13 protein-coding genes are annotated in these 18,532 nt (G+C 65.6%); 7 read left to right on the top strand and 6 right to left on the bottom strand.

What is annotated here, in order from left to right; genetic code table 11:
* Position 1: 1 nt before the first annotated feature.
* On the bottom strand, positions 2-292 hold the full coding sequence (locus HMPREF2656_RS02090) for a type II toxin-antitoxin system Phd/YefM family antitoxin (protein WP_070815716.1): 291 nt from the start codon (positions 290-292) through the stop codon (positions 2-4).
* A gap of 44 nt (positions 293-336) precedes the next feature.
* Here HMPREF2656_RS02090 and HMPREF2656_RS02085 point away from each other — a divergent pair, with 44 nt between their 5' ends.
* Positions 337-1,077 carry a class I SAM-dependent methyltransferase gene (locus HMPREF2656_RS02085; RefSeq protein ID WP_070815715.1) on the top strand — a complete coding sequence of 247 codons (741 nt, stop codon included), beginning with the start codon at positions 337-339 and terminating at the stop codon, positions 1,075-1,077.
* Here HMPREF2656_RS02085 and HMPREF2656_RS13270 read toward each other — a convergent pair.
* Together HMPREF2656_RS13270 and HMPREF2656_RS02075 are read right to left on the bottom strand one after the other, a co-directional pair.
* Positions 1,074-1,868: an Abi family protein gene (locus HMPREF2656_RS13270; RefSeq protein ID WP_210400943.1), complete on the bottom strand. Its 795-nt coding sequence runs from the start codon at positions 1,866-1,868 to the stop codon at positions 1,074-1,076. The two genes, HMPREF2656_RS02085 and HMPREF2656_RS13270, sit on opposite strands and share 4 nt — an antisense overlap.
* Before the next feature lie 118 nt (positions 1,869-1,986).
* Positions 1,987-3,810 carry a phosphoenolpyruvate carboxykinase (GTP) gene (locus HMPREF2656_RS02075; RefSeq protein ID WP_070815713.1) on the bottom strand — a complete coding sequence of 608 codons (1,824 nt, stop codon included), beginning with the start codon at positions 3,808-3,810 and terminating at the stop codon, positions 1,987-1,989.
* 294 nt (positions 3,811-4,104) lie between these two features.
* Between HMPREF2656_RS02075 and trmB the strand changes: the two genes are divergently transcribed.
* The 6 genes from trmB to HMPREF2656_RS02045 are packed head-to-tail and all read left to right on the top strand — an operon-like array spanning position 4,105 to position 10,290.
* Entirely contained in the window at positions 4,105-4,875 is a 771-nt protein-coding gene (trmB, locus tag HMPREF2656_RS02070; RefSeq protein ID WP_070771333.1) for a tRNA (guanosine(46)-N7)-methyltransferase TrmB, read from the top strand.
* A complete protein-coding gene (locus HMPREF2656_RS02065; protein WP_070815712.1) occupies positions 4,875-5,549 on the top strand; it encodes an NYN domain-containing protein in 675 nt (224 codons plus the stop codon). The genes trmB and HMPREF2656_RS02065 overlap by 1 nt, the downstream gene beginning before the upstream one ends.
* 9 nt (positions 5,550-5,558) lie before the next feature.
* Positions 5,559-7,850 (top strand): MMPL family transporter, encoded by a 2,292-nt coding sequence (locus HMPREF2656_RS02060; RefSeq protein WP_070815711.1) that lies wholly within the window; start codon positions 5,559-5,561, stop codon positions 7,848-7,850.
* Positions 7,840-8,808 carry a lysylphosphatidylglycerol synthase transmembrane domain-containing protein gene (locus HMPREF2656_RS02055; protein WP_070815710.1) on the top strand — a complete coding sequence of 323 codons (969 nt, stop codon included), beginning with the start codon at positions 7,840-7,842 and terminating at the stop codon, positions 8,806-8,808. The genes HMPREF2656_RS02060 and HMPREF2656_RS02055 overlap by 11 nt, the downstream gene beginning before the upstream one ends.
* A gap of 58 nt (positions 8,809-8,866) precedes the next feature.
* Positions 8,867-9,940, top strand: coding sequence for an HNH endonuclease signature motif containing protein (locus HMPREF2656_RS02050; RefSeq protein WP_083319407.1), 1,074 nt, complete (start codon positions 8,867-8,869; stop codon positions 9,938-9,940).
* Complete coding sequence (locus HMPREF2656_RS02045; RefSeq protein WP_246825073.1) at positions 9,937-10,290, top strand: DUF3054 domain-containing protein; 354 nt, start codon at positions 9,937-9,939, stop codon at positions 10,288-10,290. Before HMPREF2656_RS02050 ends, HMPREF2656_RS02045 begins: the two co-directional genes overlap by 4 nt.
* 123 nt (positions 10,291-10,413) lie before the next feature.
* Here the strand turns inward: HMPREF2656_RS02045 and HMPREF2656_RS02040 are convergent, their stop codons facing one another.
* The 3 genes from HMPREF2656_RS02040 to HMPREF2656_RS02030 are packed head-to-tail and all read right to left on the bottom strand — an operon-like array spanning position 10,414 to position 18,526.
* On the bottom strand, positions 10,414-11,955 hold the full coding sequence (locus tag HMPREF2656_RS02040) for an acyl-CoA carboxylase subunit beta (protein ID WP_070815708.1): 1,542 nt from the start codon (positions 11,953-11,955) through the stop codon (positions 10,414-10,416).
* The gene (locus tag HMPREF2656_RS02035) at positions 11,952-16,673 is read right to left on the bottom strand and encodes a type I polyketide synthase (RefSeq protein WP_070815707.1); all 4,722 of its coding nucleotides are present in this window, start codon (positions 16,671-16,673) and stop codon (positions 11,952-11,954) included. The genes HMPREF2656_RS02040 and HMPREF2656_RS02035 overlap by 4 nt, the downstream gene beginning before the upstream one ends.
* Positions 16,674-16,708: 35 nt before the next feature.
* Positions 16,709-18,526 (bottom strand): FadD32-like long-chain-fatty-acid--AMP ligase, encoded by a 1,818-nt coding sequence (locus HMPREF2656_RS02030; protein WP_070615576.1) that lies wholly within the window; start codon positions 18,524-18,526, stop codon positions 16,709-16,711.
* Positions 18,527-18,532 lie beyond the last annotated feature (6 nt).

Below are 18,532 nucleotides of genomic sequence, written 5' to 3'. Positions count from 1 at the left end.
GTCAGTACCTGTCCGCGCGCATATCGTCGAGCGCATCCGCCAGCGACTCGCCCTCCACCTGCGGTACCGGAAGGTCGAGCCAACCACCCACCCGGGTCGCCGGACGGGTAATGGCCAGGCGTGGCTGCGGGTCGTCGAGAGGCATCAGGCGCCCGACCGGCTCGCCGTTGTTCGTCACCACGAAACTGCGCCCTGCACGCACCTCACGCAGGATCTTCGCCGAATCATTGCGCAGCTCGCGCTGGGAGATCCTGCGCTCCACCAGCGATTCGTCCGATTCCGGATGTGCCATACGCCGAAGCGTAGCACGGTTGCTACAGTGCTAACATTGCGCGAATGCACCACACCCGCCGGATGGCCACGCTCCGCCGCTCACTGCGGCTGCTGCGCTCGTTCCCCTACGAGCAGTTCCGCCCGCGCGTGTTCTACTCCTCCCTGGCGCGCGACACGCGCATGCTTATCGACGCCCTCGCCAACGACCTTTCCCTACCTCCCATCACCAACCAATCCGTCCTGGACGTCGGCGGGGGCCCCGGGTACTTCGCCGAAGAATTCGCGGACTGCTTCTACGTCGGCCTCGAACCCAGCGTCTCCGAAATGTCCGCCGCCGGCCTGTCCGGGTTTGGCTCCGTACGCGGCGACGGCGCAGCGCTGCCATTTGCCGACGACACCTTCGACGTCGTGTACTCCTCCAACGTCGCCGAGCACATCCCGAACTGGCAGACCATGGGCGAAGAAATGCTACGCGTAGCCAAACCCGGCGGGCTTGTGGTGCTCAGCTACACGGTGTGGCTCGGGCCATTCGGCGGGCACGAGACAGGCCTGTGGCAGCACTACGTAGGCGGGGAGTACGCGCGTCGTCGATACGCAAAAGTGCACGGGCACGAACCGAAGAACCGCTTCGGCGAAACACTCTTCGCCGTCTCCGCACGCGAAGGCCTCGAATGGGCCGAAGCCACCGGACGCCTCGCCGCCGCCTTCCCCCGCTATCACCCAGCGTGGGCGTGGTGGGTCACCCGCGTGCCGGTGCTGCGCGAGTTCGCCGTCTCAAACCTCGTCCTCGTCCTGCGCGGCTAATACTGGGGCCTCAACAGCAGAGTGCGCTGTATTCGACCCATCTTCTTCATCACACCGAGTGTTTGGGGAGACATTGCATGGACCAAGGCATACATGTCTGCCAACCGTTCCTGGTGGTCAACGTTAAGAATCTGTTCCTGATGACTTACACGGTTCCGGAGCCGACGCAACTGTTCTAAAGCAACCGCCACCGCATACCCATTCTCAACTTGAGCGGGAACTAGAGGTGAAATGCTCGAACGGTGCCGTTCAACAAGCTTCGATGTCAACCCGGGGAAACCACCCACCAGTGCATGAATCCAAAGGTTCTCTTTTGCTGAAAATCCTGTCGCGAAATCCGCACGATTAGCCGGTGGATGCAACGGGAAAAGAGCACTTAGATTCCCAAACGAGAGCTGCGAAACCCTGTCATCCAATGTCACCGGAGCCTTAAATCGGGGATGATTCCGAGGTCTGCGCCGAGCGCTACGTTCCGCTGCATTCCGTGCGTCCGTTGCCATGCGCTCCACTACTTTTCTAAGTGGACGAGCCGGGTTCTCAAGCCAATCTTCAGTACTGCTTTGCGCTTGGTTCCACGACCTTAAAGATGCGTCAATACGATTTCTCAGCACAGGCTCGAAGACCGAAAGCGCCTCATACCAAGCCGAAGCAATTGCACTTTGCCACAGATACAAGGATTGAACTGAGCGATCAGAGATGCTGTCCGCGCTTCTCCCAGTCTCCCCCACGATAACCATGCGATATGACCGAACACGAGCGTCACTCAATCCCCCAAGCATTTCACCCACCATGCCGTGAGCATAACAAAATGCCCGCCTTGCGGCGGGCATCCTGCAAAATTAACAACAGATCTTGTCTGAAGTTTTCCACGGGCGATGTTACAGCATCACCCCGTGGGCGGGCAAGGGGTTACTGCGCGGCGTGGATGCGCTCGTCGAGCTTCTTCAACTGGTCGAAGATCTCCTGCGGGATGCGGGAGCCGAGGCTCTCGAGGTAACGGCGGGAATCCGCGACGTCTTCCTTCCACAGTTCCGGATCGGCGGTGAGTGCCTCGCGGATGTCCTCGATCGGGGTGTCCAGGCCTTCGAGGTCCAGGTCCTCGGCGCGGGCGGTGTAGCCAACGACGGACTCTTCGGCCTCGACGTTGCCCTCAATGCGGTCGATGACCCACTTGAGCACACGAGAGTTCTCGCCGAAGCCCGGCCACAGGAAGCGGCCGTCCTCGCCGCGGCGGAACCAGTTGACCAGGAAGATCGACGGCATGCGGTCGCCGCCCTTCTTGCCCATGTCGAGCCAGTGCTGGAAGTAGTCGCCCACGTTGTAGCCCATGAACGGCAGCATCGCCATCGGGTCGTGGCGCAGGGAGCCGACGTTCGCCTCGACAGAGGCTGCGGTCTGGCCGGAGGAGAGCATCGCGCCGATCATGGTGCCATGCTCCCAGTCGTGCGCCTGGGTGACCAGCGGGACGGTGTCGGGGCGGCGGCCACCGAAGAGGATGGCATCGATCTTCACACCCTGCCAGTCCTCGAACTCCGGCGCTGCGGTCGGGCACTGCTCGATGGCCACGCAGTAGCGGGAGTTCGGGTGGGCGGCCTTGCTGGTGGAGTCCGGGTTCCAGTCTTCGCCGCGCCAGTCGATCAGGTGCGCCGGCTTTTCGCCGTCCATGCCTTCCCACCAGACGTCGCCGTCGTCGGTAAGAGCGACGTTGGTGAACAGCACATTGCCCGGCTCCATGCTCTTCATGGCGATCGGGTTGGAGGCGAAGTTCGTGCCAGGGGCGACGCCGAAGAAACCGTTCTCCGGGTTGACGGCGTAGAGGCCGTCTTCGCGCAGCTTCATCCACGCAATGTCGTCGCCAACAACCTCGGCCTCCCAGCCCGGCAGGGTCGGGGTGAGCATGGCCAGGTTGGTCTTGCCGCAAGCGGACGGGAATGCAGCGGCAACGTGGTACTTCTTGCCCTCCGGGTTGGTGAGCTTCAGGATGAGCATGTGCTCAGCCATCCAGCCCTCTTCCTTCCCCATCACAGATGCGATGCGCAGGGCGTAGCACTTCTTGGCCAAGATGGCGTTGCCGCCGTAGCCGGAGCCGTAGGACCAGATTTCCTTGGTCTCTGGGAACTGGGAAATGTACTTAGTGTCGTTGCACGGCCAGGCCACGTCTTCCTGACCCGGCTCGAGCGGGGCGCCAACGGAGTGGAGGCAGTGGACGAAGTTGTCACCCTGGATCTTGTCCAGCGCCTGGGTGCCCATGCGGGTCATGATGCGCATGGACATAACCACGTAAGCGGAGTCGGTGAGCTGCACGCCGAGCTTCGGGTCCGGGTCGGAGATCGGGCCCATGCAGAACGGGACAACGTACATGGTGCGGCCACGCATGGATCCGGCGAAGTGCTCGAGCATTTCTTCCTTGAGCGCTTCGGGCTTCATCCAGTTGTTGGTCGGGCCGGCATCTTCTTCGTTTTCGGTGGCGATGAAGGTGCGGGACTCGACGCGGGCGACGTCGGAGGGGTTGGAGCGCGCCAGGTAGGAGTTGGGGCGCTTTTCCTCATTGAGTTTGATGAGCGTGCCGGCGGTGACGAGTTCGTCGGCCAGGCGGTTCCATTCCTCGTCGGAGCCGTCTGCGAAGACCACCTTCTCCGGCTCAAACAGGTCGACGGCTTCGTTAATCCAGTCGATGAGGTGTTCGTTGTCGGTGGGCGCTTGGCCCTCCAGGCGCTTGACTTCGGCGGTCATGTGCACTCCTTGTGTAACTGGTTATTGCCAGTGCGTGGCGCACGGCAACCCCAATAATCGTTGCGTTTTGTCCCAAGAGTATCGAAATGTGTGTTCTTCAAGCCAAACCTTGGGCACTTCCACAGCATAGTGGATATAACCAGTACGCCCGAGCACTCATAACACTTTGGGCGGGGGTAACGCGCTACCCCCGACAGGGGTGCATGCGTATCGACGACACGGGGGTGGCAACCCGGCCCCTCACCCCTCGCCGGGACACTTGCGTTTGACCTGTTCATATGGACAATAAACACGATGAATAATTCTGAAAACACGCGGTCGGGCACGGGCGAGTTGCCCGCTGGCCGCCCTTTGCAAACTGATTTTGAAACCGGCCTGGACTACCCGCGCCTGGGCTCCGTGACCTTTCGCCGCGGCACGCTGACCGACAACCAGGAGGCCCTGTTCAACGAGCACTGGCCCCGCCTGGGCAAAGTGCTGGCGGAGGGGTCGGACGAGCGCATTGATATCGACGACTGGTTTGGCCGCTCTGGCCACCCCACCATCGTGGAGATCGGCTCCGGCACCGGCACGTCCACCGCGGCGATGGCTCCGCTGGAGGCGGACACCAACGTGGTTGCCGTGGAGCTGTACAAGCCGGGGTTGGCGAAGTTGCTGGGCGCGGTGGTGCGTGGTGGCATCGACAACATTCGCATGGTGCGTGGCGACGGCGTGGAGGTGCTGGCCCGCATGTTCGGCGAGGAATCCCTCGACGGCGTGCGCATCTTCTTCCCGGACCCGTGGCCGAAGGCGCGCCACCACAAGCGCCGCATCATCCAGTCCGGCACGCTCAACCTCATTGCCACGCGCCTGAAGCCGGGCGGCGTGCTGCACGTGGCCACCGACCACGCCGACTACGCCGAGTGGATCGACGAACTCGTGAACGTGGAGCCGATGCTGGAGTACAAGGGCTGGCCGTGGGACGAGGCGCCGATGCTGACGGACCGCCAGGTGATCACCAAGTTCGAAGGCAAGGGCTTGGACAAGGATCACGTGATCCGCGAGTACCTGTGGGAGAAGAAGTAATGGACCTGCAGGCAATGACCCACCCCTACACCCCGGGCGCACCGGCCGGGCCGGAGAGCTACCTGCTGGTGTGGGACGCCCCGAACCTTGACATGGGCCTCGGCGCCATCCTGGGTGGTCGCCCGACTGCAGCGCACCGTCCGCGTTTCGACGCCATCGGCCGCTGGCTCATCGACCTCGCCGCAGACCGCTCCGCAGACCTCGGCTACGAGGTCGAGCCGGAAGCCACCGTGTTCACCAACGTCTCCCCCGCCGGCGCCGACTCGATCCGCCCATGGGTGGAAGCGCTGCGCAACGTCGGTTTCGCCGTCTTTGCCAAGCCGAAGAGTGAGGAAGACTCGGATGTGGACGGTGACATGATCGACCACATAGAGCGTCGTCGTAAAGAAGGCGTGCTCCAAGGCGTTGTCGTCGCATCCGCAGACGGGCAGAACTTCCAAGAACTCCTGCAAGAACTTATCGACGACAACATCCCCGTCACCGTCCTCGGCTTCCACGAACACGCCTCCTGGGCCGTGAACTCCCCCGACGTCACCTTCGTGGACCTCGAAGACATCCCGGGCGTGTTCCAAAACCCGCTGCCGCGCGTCCACCTGGACAAACTGCCGGAGGAAGGCGCCTGGCTGCAGCCGTTCCGCCCGCTCAAGGCGCTTTTGCACAACCCGAAAGACTAGGAGCCCGCCGTGTTTTACAAGTGGGGCCACTTCGCCTACCGCCACCGCCGCATCATCCCGGTCATCGTCATCGCGCTGATCCTGCTGATGCAAGTGCTGTTCGGATCCAAACTCGCCGACCGCCTCTCCCAAGAAGGCTGGGAAGACCCGGGCGCGGATTCGACGACGGCGGCGCAGATCGAATACGACACGTTCGGCCGCGACAACTCCGGCGATGTGATCCTGCTGGTGACGGCGCCGGATGGGGTGGACAGGCCGGAGGTCGTCGATAAGGTGAATGCACAGTTGGGGGAGCTCAAGGCGCAGCACCCTAACCAGATCGCGCACATCACCAGTTACTTCGAGCGTCCCAACCCGCAACTGGTCAACGCCGATCACACCAAGGCGTTCGCCGCGATCGGGCTGAAGGGCGACGGCGAGCAGACGCTGAAGGACTTCCGCACCATCCAGCCCGCGCTCGAGGCGCTGGAGGTCCCTGGCGGCACCGCCCAGATCGCCGGCGCCACCGCCGTGGCCGACGCGTTGGACACCGGCATGGCCGACGACATCGCGCGCGCCGAAAAGATCGGCCTGGTGTTCGTTGCCATCATCCTGCTGTTTGTGTTCGGCGGCGTGGTGGCCGCTGCGATGCCGTTGATCGTGGGCATCCTGTCCATCATCGGCTCACTGTCGCTGCTGGCGGTGCTGGCGCAGTTCCAGCAGGTCAATATTTTCTCCCAGTCGATCATTACGCTGCTCGGCCTGGGCCTGGCCATCGACTACGGGCTGTTCATGGTGTCGCGCTTCCGCGAGGAACTCGACCGCGGCCTGGACACCGAAGAGGCCGTCGCCGTGACCACCAACACGGCCGGCAAGACGGTGTTCTTCTCCGCCCTCATGGTCGGCGTCGCGCTGTCCGGCCTGCTCATGTTCCCGCAGGCGTTCCTCAAGTCGGTTGCCTACGGTGCGATCAGCGCGGTGGTGCTCGCCGCGGTGATTTCGGTGGCGGTGCTGCCGGCGCTATTTAGCATGCTGGGCACCAAGATCGATTTCCTGTCCGTGCGTCGTCGCAAAGAGCGCAGCATGGAAGATACGGTCTGGTACAAGATCCCCGCCTGGGCGATGCGCCACGCCCGCCCCGTTGTCGTCGGGGTGGCGGCGCTACTCATCGCCCTAACCGTGCCGATTGTCGGCATCGCGTTCGGCGGCATCAACGAAACCTACCTGCCGCCCAACCAGGTCACCCGCCAAGCGCAGGACGAGTTCAACGAAGAGTTCCCCGCCTTCCGCACCGACCCGGTGAAACTCGTGGTCCAGGGCGCCGACAACGCGCAGCTCGGCCAGATCGTCATGCAGACCCGCGAGATCGACGGCTTCACCCGCCCGCTCAAGCCCGACTACCCCACCGAAGGCGACATCACGGTGCTGTCGGCGCCGTTGGAGAACAGGGACGGTGGGGCGGACGTCGTCAAGCAATTGCGTCAGATTGACGTGCCGGAGGGCGTGACCACCTACGTCGGCGGCACCCCCGCCATGGAAGTCGAATCCATCGAAGCGCTGCTGGAGCGCCTGCCGTGGATGGGCGTCTACATGGTGCTCGCGACGTTCCTCCTCATGGCGCTCGTGTTCGGGTCGCTGATCCTGCCAGCAAAGGCCGTGATCATGAACATCCTCGGCATCGGCGCCACCCTCGGCTTCCTCACCGCCGTGTTCGTCGACGGGCTCGGCGCCGGGGTGCTCAACTTCACGCCGGGCCCACTGATGAGCCCGATCCTGGTGCTCATCGTCGCCATCCTCTACGGCCTATCCACCGACTACGAAGTGTTCCTGGTCTCCCGCATGGTGGAGGCCCGCCAGGACGGTGCACGTACCGACGACGCCATCAAGGACGGCACCGCCCATACCGGTGGGATTATCACCGCCGCGGCCGCCATCATGATCGTGGTCGCCGCCGCGTTCGCCCTGTCGGACATTGTGATGATGAAGTACATCGCCTACGGCATGATCTTCTCTCTCGCCCTCGACGCGACAATCATCCGCCTGCTGCTCGTGCCCGGCGTGATGCACCTGCTGCGCGAGGACAACTGGTGGGCGCCACGCTGGGTCAAACGTGCTGCGGGTGCACTCGGCGAGGGCTCTGGCGTATCGACGACACCACCCACCGAAACCCCCATCGAGCACATGGTCGTTGACACCCTGCCCGGCCGCGCCGGCGTCTCCGTCGAAGAGGACGCGACGCTGGTGCCGTTTAGCGAACTCATGCGCGACATCGAGCAGCGCCGCGCCCTCGAGCAGCTGAAGAAGAAAGAACTTGAACGCTAGGACCTGGCTGCGCTGGATCGCCCCGGTCGTCCTGGCCGTGGTGGTGCTGGTAGTGCTTCGCGACCAGATGCCGTTCTTCGGCGACGCCTGGCGCGCCGTTCGGTCCGCTTCGCCGCTGCCGCTGTTGGGCACGGTGGTCACAGCCTTGCTGGCGTTAGTGGCGATGGCCGGGGTGATGCAGATCCTGCTCAACGTCGAAGGCCGCATCACGGGGGTGGCGCGCACCAACGCGATCGTGTTCGCCTCCAACGCGTGGTCCACCACCGTGCCGGGCGGACCGGCACTATCGGCGTGGCTGACGTACCGGGTGCACCGCTCGTGGGGGGCGTCGACGGGGCTGTGTGGGTGGTTCTTCGTCGTCTCCGGTGCGCTGTCCACGGTATGGCTGGTGCTCATCGGCATCGTCGCCGTGGTGCTGCTGGGTGCCGACCTGTCGGTGACGTCTCTCGTGTTGTCGCTCGTGGCGGCCGCGCTGACCATCGCCGCAGTGTTCTGGGCGACGCTCAACCCCGCGGTGCTCAAGCGCTGGGTGCGGTTTCTGCCCTCGCGCGTGCACGAGCGCGCTGTGTCCGTGATCGACCAGGTCTCCGCCATCCGCATCTCCGCCCCAGCCTTCGCAGGTGCGGCCGGGCTGTCGCTGTGTAACCGGCTGCTGGACCTTGCGACGATGGTGTGTGCGGTGTGGGCGGTGGGGTCGTCGTCAAGTATTTCGCTGTCGGGGATTTGCTTGGCGTTCATCATGACCAAACTCGCGGGATCCGCCCAAGTCACGCCCGGCGGCCTGGGGACCGTGGAGCCGGTGGCGGTGGGCATGCTGGTCGCCGGGGGCCTCTCGCTTGCCGACGCCACCGCCGCTACCGTCATCTACCGCGCCATCTCGTTTGCGCTCGTGACCGCCATCGGCTGGATCGTCTATTCCGCCTTCTACCTGGGACGTGTGGATAAACCAACGGCATAATCGCGAGTTATCCACAGGGCCGTTGCGCAAGTTTGGCCGGCGCTTTAGGTTGAAATGCATGACTTCATTTACTGCTCTCGTGGACACGCTGGCCAGCGCCGTTGATGCGCTCGCCGGTTTCGACGAGCAGTACGCTCTCCAGGCAGGCCTCGACCCGGCGCAGGTGTCCGCGTGGGCGGGGCTGCGCGAGGTGTACTTCGGCCGCACCGCCTACACCCGCAAACAGGCCGTGGCGCTGGAGCGGGCGCGGGGGTTCTCGCTGCACCAGTTGGTGGCCATCGAGCGCCGCCTGAAGCGCCTGCCAGTCAACGAGCGTTGGGCGCCGCGGCTTGCGCTGCTCGAGGTGCGCGGCGACTACCGGGCGGTGCAGAAAGCCGCACGCGAATTGCTTCCCGACGACGACCGCACCCCCGAAGACGCCTTCCGCTTCTCTGCCTCACGCGGCGGGAAGCGGAAGTTCTCCGGCTGCGGCGACGAACACGTGCTGGCAGCACTGGAAAAGCAGTTGCGCTCCGGGCTGGACGCGTCGAAGCCGGCGGGCCCGCAAATGTTCGCCCGGTTCGCCGACATGCTCACCGCGGGCGGCGGGGTGCAGGTGCAGGCGCCGCGCCCGATCGTGGCGGTGCCGGCGGACCAGCACGTGACAATCCTCGCCGACCACGGCGACGACGTCCTGCTCGCACTTTCCGACGGCACCACCATCACCGGCGCCGAATACGTCGCCGCACTGTTGGGCGAGATGTTCCCGAACGAGGTCGCACTCGTGCACCCGGAGGCCGGGCCGGTGAACCTGTACCGCACCCAGCGCGTGGCCAACGCGAAGCAGCGCGACTTAGCCCGCATGGCCACCCCGATGTGCCCCGTACCCGGCTGCCGGATGGCGGCGGATCTGTGCGAATTCCACCACATCACGGCGTGGTCCCAGGGCGGCGAGACCAACCTGGCCAACCTGGTGCCCCTGTGCAGGTACCACAACCGGGTCAACCACGACGACCCCCGCCACACCAACCGGCGCGGGAGGATCGAACGGATCCGGGGCCGGCCGGTGTGGGTTTCGCCGCGCGGGTACCCGGTGTTTAGGCCCGGCGGAATCATGGACGCGCTGTTCGGGCGCTACCATCTGCGAGTATGACGAAACGAATCACACGCCCCACCGCGATCGCGGCCGACTACGTCGCCATCGCGGTATTCGCGCTGCTCGCGCGCGCTGCCCACCAGTCCGACGACATGCCGTTCAACTTCACCGGCTGGCTGTCCACCCTGTGGCCGTTCGCCCTCGGTGTAACGCTGGGGTGGCTGATCGCCCGTGACAACAAGGGCGGCATCATTTGGCCGGTCACCGTGATCACCGGCCTGGTGATCTGGGGCATCCGCAACGGTTCGATCCCCCACTGGTCGTTCATCATCGTGGCGACGACCATGTCCGCGCTGCTCATGCTCGGCTGGCGCGGAATCGCAAAACTCTGGGCGAAGAAAGCCTAGAAGCTCGAACCGAAGTTCCAGAGCGGATCACCCGTCTGGATGCCGTTGATGAACCAGATGATCATGCTGACAAGGTCGCCGAACAGGTCGAGGGTGGAGGAAAGCATAGAAGAAGGGCCTTTCTTACAGGGGGCTGATGGTGTGCTTCTTAGGAAGGTCGAATTCTTGTTTGGTGGCCAGTTGGCGAAGGGCTCGTCGTAAAGCAATGCGTGTTTGATTGGGCTCGATCATCTGGTCGATGTACCCACGCTCCGCAGCCACGTACGGGGAAGTCATCTCCTGGTCATAGAAGTCCATGAACATCTTCTTCATGGCCTCGCGCTGATCAGGGTCCTCGATGGCGGCGAGCTGCTTGCCCTGCAGCATCACCACCGCCGCCGCCGAACCCATCACGGCGATCTGGGCGGTGGGCCAGGCGAGGTTGATGTCGCCGTTGAGGTTCTTCGACCCCATCACCGCGTACGCGCCGCCGTAGGCTTTGCGCACGACCAGCGTCACCTTGGGCACGGTGGCTTCCACACCGGCGAACGCGAACTTCGCGCCACGGTGGATCAGGCCTTCGCGCTCCTGCTCCACGCCGGGCAGGTAGCCGGGGGTGTCCACGACATAGACGATGGGGATGTTGTAGGCGTCGCAGGTGCGGATGAAGCGCGCGCCCTTGTCGGCGGCGTCCGCGTCGATGCAGCCAGCGGCGTACATCGGGTTATTGGCGACGAAGCCGACTGCCTTACCGTCGATGCGGCCGAAGGCACAGATGAGGTTTTCGGCGTAGCCGGCTTGGATTTCGACGAGGTCGTCGTCGTCGCCAAGTTGCACGAGCAAGTCCATCATGTCGTAGCCGGCGTTGGTGTCGTCGGGCATGAAGGAATCGAGTGCGGAGTCGTCCAACTCCTCGTCCGCGGGGGCCGTCACGACGGGGGCCGCGTCGAAGGTGGAGGTGGGCAGGTGGGCCAGCAGGTCCTTGACGTAGTCGAAGGCGTCCTCCTCCGTAGCCACCACGGCCTGGATGTTGCCGGCCTGCTCCTGTACGCGCGCACCGCCGAGTTCGGCAGAGGTGATGTCTTCGCCGGTGACCTCGCGGATCACGTTCGGGCCGGTGACGTACATTTCGGACTCGCCGTCGACGGCGATGACAAAGTCCGTGGTCACCGGGGCGTAGACGGCGCCGCCGGCGGACTTGCCCAGCATGATCGAGATCTGCGGGACGCGGCCCGACAGCGGCAGCTGGCGCTTGGCAATCTCGGAGTACATGGCCAGCGACGTCACCGCGTCCTGGATGCGGGCGCCGCCGGAGTCCTGGATGCCGATCACGGGACACGAGATCTTGATGGCGAACTCCATGACCTCGGTGACCTTGCGGCCGAACGTCACGCCGACGGAGCCGCCGTAGACGGTTTTGTCGTGGGCGTAGACGGCGACGGGGCGGCCGTCGATGCGCCCGTAGCCGGTGACCACACCGTCGGAGTAGACGGCGTCCGGGTCGCCGGGGGTGCGGGCGAGCGCGCCGATTTCGACGAAGGAGCCCTCGTCGAGCAGGGCGTCGATGCGTTGGCGCGGGGTGGTGCGGCCGGCGTCGTCGCGACGCTTGCGCGAGCGTTCCGAGCCCGGGTCCTGCGCTTTGTCTAGCCGTTCGCGCAGGTCGGCGAGTTTGTCGGCGGTACTCATCGCTTCCCTTCGATCCATGCGTTCATGTGCTTACCGACGATGCCCACCGCCGGCTCGTCCACAACCGCCAAGTGGTCACCGGGCAGGTGGACGATGGTCAAGTCGCTCACGATAGCGCCCCAGCCGCCGTCCTCGTCAATGTGGGCGTAGTTCGGCTCGAGCTGGATGGCGCCGTCGTGCATGCGCTCGGCGCGGAACAGCAGCACCGGCACGTCGACGTCGGCCCAGCGGGTGAAGTCGAGGTGGTTGAGGATCTGGTTGTCCACGAACGATGCCCGCTGGTGCTCCAGGACACCGGCGGCCAGGCCGTGCTCGGAGGCGTCGGTGCTGGCCAGGAACTCAGTGAGCATGGTCAGCAGCGCTTCTTCGCCGGCGGTTTCGAGCAGCTCGTAAGGCACCTCGAAGTCCAGGCCGTAGGTTTCCTTGGCAAAGGCGGCGTAGCGGCCCCAGCGCGCCTTGGTCTCCTCGAGCGTGTCGGGGATCGGCTCAGACGGCTGGGTGGTGTCCAAAAGCGCGATGAAGTCGATCTTGTCGTTGCCCAACTGGGATGCGACCTCGTAGGCCAGGGCGCCGCCGAAGGACCAGCCGGCGAGGATGACCTTGCGCTCGCCTGCGATGCGCTCGATGTCCTTGACGTACTCGGCGGCACGCTCCTGGAGGGAGCCCTCCAGGCGTTCGACGCCGTAGACCGGGACGTCCTTATTCAGGCGGCGGGCCAGCGGCGCGTACACCGACGACGACCCGCCCGCCGGGTGGAAGACAAATACCGGGTTCTTGGCGGCGTCGCCATCGCGGAAGACGCGGATGTTGCCGTCGACCGGGGTCTCCAGACCCTCGCGGACCTTGTTCGCAAGCGGTTCGAGCGTCTCGGCGCCCAGCACATCCTCGGCGGTGACCTCGATGCCGGAGCGCTCGGTCAGGTGCGCGGCGATCTCGCCCGCCTGCTCCTTACTAATCTCCGGCAAATCCGACGTCACACCAGCAGCCGCCGCACCGGCGTACTTCGCCCAGGCGCCGAACACCATGCGTTCGGACGCGTCGCGCGGGGCGACGCCCACGCCCTGGGTCTTTTCGGCAGCAGCGGCCGGGTCGCGCGCCTCGTCGTTGACAGCCATCGGCTGAGGCGCATCGGTGCGGCCTGCGACGGCGTCTTCGACGATGCGGATGACATCGGCGACGGAGGCGTCGCGAAGCGTTTGCACCTGCAGCGGTGGGATCTGGAAGTCGTTTTCCACCCGGTTTTTGATGCGCATGCCCATCAGGGAGTCGAGGCCGAGGTCGATCAGCGGCAGCTCGTCGGGCAGGTCCTCGGGGTCGTAGCCCATGGATTCGGACACGATGCCACGCAGGCGCTCGGCGACGGTCTCGCCGGAGGTGGGGTCCCAGCGCACGGCGTCGATGTCGTCGTCCTGGTCCTCGTCAGAGGCGGCGGCCGGGGTGTCGTCGATACGCGTGGGCTCCATGACGCCCTGAACCGGGGCGCGGTCGATGGTGGAGGCGAAACCCTCCGCAACCAGCGCGGAACCGTCGTACACCTTGACGGACACGCCGCCGAGCGAGGACGCCACCACAGTGGTCACCTCGCCGTCTGCGGGCAGGTAGCCGTGCTCTTCCGTAGCGACGACACGCGCACCCTCGGCTACCTCGGCCGCAGCGGCCTCGATGAGCTGGTGCGGGCTGAAGACCTGGTCGGCGGCGGTCGCGAACGCGACCTCGCCGCTCGGCAGCGTCACACGGGAGCCCAAAAGCGACGTGCTTGCCGACGACGGCCTCGCCGGCGTCCAGTGATCCACCTGCTTAAACGCCATCTTCGGCGCGTCGATGACCTTGCCTGCGCCGTAGAAGGCGCCGAAGTCCACCGGCACGCCGCCGGCGTAGAGCTTCGCGGCGAGGTCCAAAAGCGACTCGAGCTCGTCGACCTTGCGCTTGGTGGTGAACAGCAGCTGGGCGTCCGGCTGGCCGGCGGCGAAGGCGGTGTTCATCATGCCCATCAGTGCAACCGGGTTCGGGGTGATCTCCACAAGCGTGGTGTGGCCGGCGGCAAACGCGGCTTCGGTGGCGTCCTGGAAGTAGACCGGCTGGCGGGTCATGCGCAGGAAGTAGGCGTCGTCGTGGATGGTCTGGCCGGGCTGGTAGACCTCGCCGCGGTCGACGGAGGTAAACAGCGGCACCGTGAGCGGGCGCGGGGTGATGCCTGCGATTTCGCCAGCGAGCTCGCCCATGATCGGGTCGAGCGCGCTGGTGTGGCCGGCGCCGCGCACGTTGAGTTTGCGGGCGAACTTCTCCTCAGCGGTGAGTGCCTCGACGATGTAGTCGACGGCCTTCGACGGCCCGCCGACGGTGGTCATGCCGGGGCCCGCGTAGACGGCTGGCTCAACGCCTGCAGCCTGCTCATGCTTATCGACGAACTCCGCCAGCTCCTCGCGCGACAACTCCACAACCGCCATCGCACCTTCTTGGTCGGTGCCGGCAATCATTTCTTCACCTTCACCCATGAGGCGGGCACGGGCGGTGGCGATGAGGATGCAGTCCTCGTCGCTCAGCCCGCCGGCACCGTAGGCTGCGGCAATCTCACCCATGGACATGCCCATGGTGGCGGCCGGGGTGATGCCGACGGAGGCCAGCAGGTCGGTCTGCGCGATCTGGATGGCGGTGATGGTGACCTGGCCGGTTTCGGTGTCGTAGGTCAGCTCGTCGTTATCAATGATCTCGAGCATCGACCAGCCGGCCTGGAACTTGACCATCTCGTCGAGTTCGCGCATACGGCGGGCGAACAGCGGCGAGCGGGCGATGAGTTCCTTGGCCATCTTGCGGTGCTGGGAGCCGAAGCCGGAGTAGACGAAGACGGGGCCCATCGGGGTCGGTGCGTCGGCGGATGCGATGCCGGGGCCGATCTTGCCGGCAGCGACCTGGCGTAGGCGCTTGACGGCTTCTTCGGTGGTGGTGGCCTGGACGACGGCGGCGGAGCGGCCGTGGTTGCGCTTGGCCAGGGAGCGCGCCACCGGGATGAGGTCGGTGTCGGGGCGGCCTTCGAGGAAGTCGGCGAGCGCGCCGGCAGCTTCCTTGCGACGAGAGGGCAACAGGCCCGACACCGGCAACGCCGCCGCAGACACGCCCTCGAAGGACGGCTCGGTTTCGGGTGTCTGGGTGTCGTAGTCGGCCGGGTCGAAGTCGGCGACGACCACGTGCGCGTTCGTGCCGCCGAAGCCGAAGCCGGACACGCCGGCGATGCGGCGGCCGGAGTAGCGCGGCCACTCGCGCGGGTCCTGGACGACCTCGATGCGCTCAGTGTCGAAGTCGACGTAGCGGTTCGGGGCGGTGAAGTTAATGGACTCCGGAATCGTGTCGTGCTTGAGCGCCTCGATCACCTTGATCAGCGCGACGACGCCGGCGGCGGATTCGGAGTGGCCGATGTTGGACTTCGCCGACCCCAGCAGCAGCGGCGAGCCAGCGTCGCGTCCGCGGCCGAGGACTTCGCCGAGTGCGGTGGCCTCGATCGGGTCGCCGAGGATGGTGCCGGTGCCGTGGGCTTCGACCACGTCGACCTGCAGCGGATCCACGCCGGCGTCGTCGTAGGCGCGGCGCAGCACGTCTACCTGGGCGTCCGGGTTGGGGGCGGTCAGGCCGTTGGAGTGGCCGTCGGAGTTGGTGGCCGAGCCTTTGATTACGCCGAGGATGTTGTCGCCGTCGGCGATGGCGTCGTCGACACGCTTGAGCACGATGAAGCCTGCGGCGTCGGCGCGGACGATGCCGTCGGCGTCGTCGGAAAACGCGTGGATGCGCCCGGTCGGCGAGATCACGCCCAACTCCGAAAACGCAAGCGAGGCAAACGGGTTGGCCAGGATGTTCACGCCGCCGGCTAGGGCGACGTCGGCTTCGCCGTCGCGAAGCGCGCGCACCGCGTGGTGCACCGACACCAGCGACGAGGAGCAGGCGGTGTCCACGTTCATGGACGGGCCGCGGAAGTCGTAGGCATAAGAGATGCGGTTCGGGATGACCGCGGAGGATGCGCCGGTCAGCGCGTACGGGTGCGCCTCGGCTGGGTCGGCGACGATGAGCATGCCGTAGTCGTTGTTGGACGAGCCAACGAACACGCCGACGGGTTCGCCGCGCAGCTTGCTGGGTGCGAGGCCTGCGTCTTCGAGGGCTTCCCACGCAACTTCGAGCATGATGCGTTGCTGCGGGTCCATGTTTTGGGCCTCGAGTGGGGAGACGCCGAAGAATTCGTGGTCGAAGGAGGCGATGCCGTCCATGTAGCCGCCGTCGGTGTTTTCTTCCGACATTTTAGTGCGGACGACGGGGTCGCCGAGGTATTCATTCCAGCGTGGTGCGGGAAGTGGGCCGGTGGCGGAGCGGCCTTCGATGAGCATTTGCCAGAATTCGGCGTTGTTTTTGGCGCCTGGGAAGCGGCCGGCGGAGCCGATGATGGCAATGTCGTGGGTGCCAGGGGTCGCAGTTGCTTGACGACGACGCCTCACCGGCCCCTCCGCCTTCACCGCCGTCAGCGCCGCGGCGATCGCGGCGACGGTCGGGTACTGGTAGGCGATGGTCGGGTCTACGCGGCGGCCGAGGAGCGTTTCCAGTTCGCCGGAGAGGATCACGGCGTCGCGGGATGCGAGGCCGTAGGTCTCCAGCGGCGTGGTCGGGTCGACGTTATCTACGCCGGTGGCGCGCTCAACCCAGCTGGTGAGCCACTGAATCAGATCATGCTCGTTCATAACAGCTCAGACTATCGCCCACCGGCGGGGTTTTGTTACTGCGTTGCAGCGTGTTCGCGATCGGTGAATCGTTTCGCGTTGACGCGGCGGGCGATCTTGCCTGCCGAGGAGCGTGCGATCTCGCCCGGACCGTAGAACTCGACGACCTCCGGGGCGATGCCGTGCTTGGCGGTGACGGCGGAGCGGATGGCGTCGATGGCGGCTGCGTCACCGTCGGCGGAGGCGTTGTCGGCGCGTTCGACCATGATGATGAGGCGCTCGACGTCGTCGCCAGGCACTGCGAATGCGGCGACGGAGTCCTTGCGCACGTGGTCGGTGGACTCCATGACGGTGGCTTCGATGTCCTGCGGGTAGTGGTTGCGTCCCGCCACGACCACGAGGTCCTTGACGCGGCCGGTGATGTACAGGTGGCCGTCGAGCATGGTGCCCAGGTCGCCGGTGGCGCACCAGTTGTCCTTCGGCATGCCGTCCTGGATGGTTTCGCCGATGGTGTTGTGGAACGTCGCGGCGGTCTCCTCCGGGCGGTCCAGGTAGCCGGCGGCGACGTTCTTGCCGTGGACCCAGATTTCACCGATGGTGCCGTCTTCGACCTCGTTGCGGGTCTCCGGGTCGACGATGGCGAAGTGCATCCAGTTCACCGGCTGGCCGTTCGACGCGGTAGCCACGCCGCCTTCCGCCGGGACGGCCTTGCCCTCTGCGAGTGCGTCGCGGTCGAACTCGATGAACTTCGGGCGCTCATCGGTGCGGTCGGTGGACACCAGCAGGGTGGTCTCGGCCAGGCCGTAGGACGGGCGCAGCACGGAGCGGTCGAGCCCGGAGGCGCTGAACGCGTCGATAAACGCGGTCACGCCCGCGCGGGTAACCGGCTCGGAGCCAATGATGATGCACTCCACGGCGGAGAAGTCGTACTGGTCCGCAGATTCCGGCGCGGCGTAGCGGGCGGCGAGGTCCAGCGCGAAGTTGGGGATCACGGTGTAGACGTGGATGTCGGCGAGGTCGTCGTCGCGACGCGACAGGCGCTCCACCCAACGCTTCGGCTGCTGGATGAAGTCGCGCGGGGCGAAGATCTCAATCTCCTGGCCCAGCACGACGCCGATCATGGCCACGATCATGCCCATGTCGTGGTGCAGCGGCAGCCAGGTCGGGATGCGCATCGGTGTTTCGAACTTCACCGCGTCGTTGATCTGCAGGACGTCGGTGACCAGCGCCTCGTTGGTGATCATCACGCCTGCCGGGTTGCGGGTGGAGCCGGAGGTGTACTGCAGGAAGCAGATCTGGTTCGCAGTGTCCTCGCCCGGCACTGGCGGGATCGGCTGGTAGGACTCGGCGAGCGTGTCCGGCAGGGAGTCCACGGCGATGACGCGGGGACGCTCGGTGCCGGGCAGGTCGGCGAAGTAGCGGCGCACAGCGGGGGCGGCGGCGGAGTTGGTGAGCACGATCTGGACGCCGGCGTCGCCAAGCACTGCGCGCAAGTGGCCCTCGTGGCCCGGCTCGGTCGGGTCGTACAGCGGCACCGGCACCTGGCCGGCGTAGAGCGCACCCATGAAGCCGAAGACGTACTCGGCGGAGTTCGGCGCCATCAGCGCGACGCGTGCGCCCGGCTCGCCGACCTGGGCGAGGCGTGCTGCGACGGCCTTGATGCGGGTGTTGACCTCGGAGCGGGTGAACGTTGTTTCCACACCAGCTGGGTCGGTGGAAAAGTCCCACGCGCGGACGTTGATCGCGTCGCCGCCGCCGGCCTGCAGTTGGGCCTGGTGGATCATTTCGGCGAGTCTGGGCAGGGTGAAGTGTTCTGGCAGGGCGATGTCGCCGTCGGGGCCGATGAATTGGGCGGTCAGTTGCTGAAGATCCATCGAAAA

Origin of the sequence: Corynebacterium sp. HMSC034B08 (assembly GCF_001835805.1) — a bacterium.
GTDB classification, from domain to species: domain Bacteria; phylum Actinomycetota; class Actinomycetes; order Mycobacteriales; family Mycobacteriaceae; genus Corynebacterium; species Corynebacterium coyleae.
Note: the sequence above shows the minus strand (reverse complement) of the source record. Positions and strands in the feature narration are given on the sequence as shown.

Coding starts and splice junctions, on each gene's coding strand:
- HMPREF2656_RS13270 (WP_210400943.1), bottom strand. CDS start 1,868: ATGGTGGGTGAAATGCTTGGGGGATTGAGTGACGCTCGTGTTCGGTCA.
- HMPREF2656_RS02030 (WP_070615576.1), bottom strand. CDS start 18,526: ATGGATCTTCAGCAACTGACCGCCCAATTCATCGGCCCCGACGGCGAC.
- HMPREF2656_RS02085 (WP_070815715.1), top strand. CDS start 337: ATGCACCACACCCGCCGGATGGCCACGCTCCGCCGCTCACTGCGGCTG.
- trmB (WP_070771333.1), top strand. CDS start 4,105: ATGAATAATTCTGAAAACACGCGGTCGGGCACGGGCGAGTTGCCCGCT.
- HMPREF2656_RS02090 (WP_070815716.1), bottom strand. CDS start 292: ATGGCACATCCGGAATCGGACGAATCGCTGGTGGAGCGCAGGATCTCC.
- HMPREF2656_RS02045 (WP_246825073.1), top strand. CDS start 9,937: ATGACGAAACGAATCACACGCCCCACCGCGATCGCGGCCGACTACGTC.
- HMPREF2656_RS02075 (WP_070815713.1), bottom strand. CDS start 3,810: ATGACCGCCGAAGTCAAGCGCCTGGAGGGCCAAGCGCCCACCGACAAC.
- HMPREF2656_RS02050 (WP_083319407.1), top strand. CDS start 8,867: ATGACTTCATTTACTGCTCTCGTGGACACGCTGGCCAGCGCCGTTGAT.
- HMPREF2656_RS02040 (WP_070815708.1), bottom strand. CDS start 11,955: ATGAGTACCGCCGACAAACTCGCCGACCTGCGCGAACGGCTAGACAAA.
- HMPREF2656_RS02035 (WP_070815707.1), bottom strand. CDS start 16,673: ATGAACGAGCATGATCTGATTCAGTGGCTCACCAGCTGGGTTGAGCGC.
- HMPREF2656_RS02065 (WP_070815712.1), top strand. CDS start 4,875: ATGGACCTGCAGGCAATGACCCACCCCTACACCCCGGGCGCACCGGCC.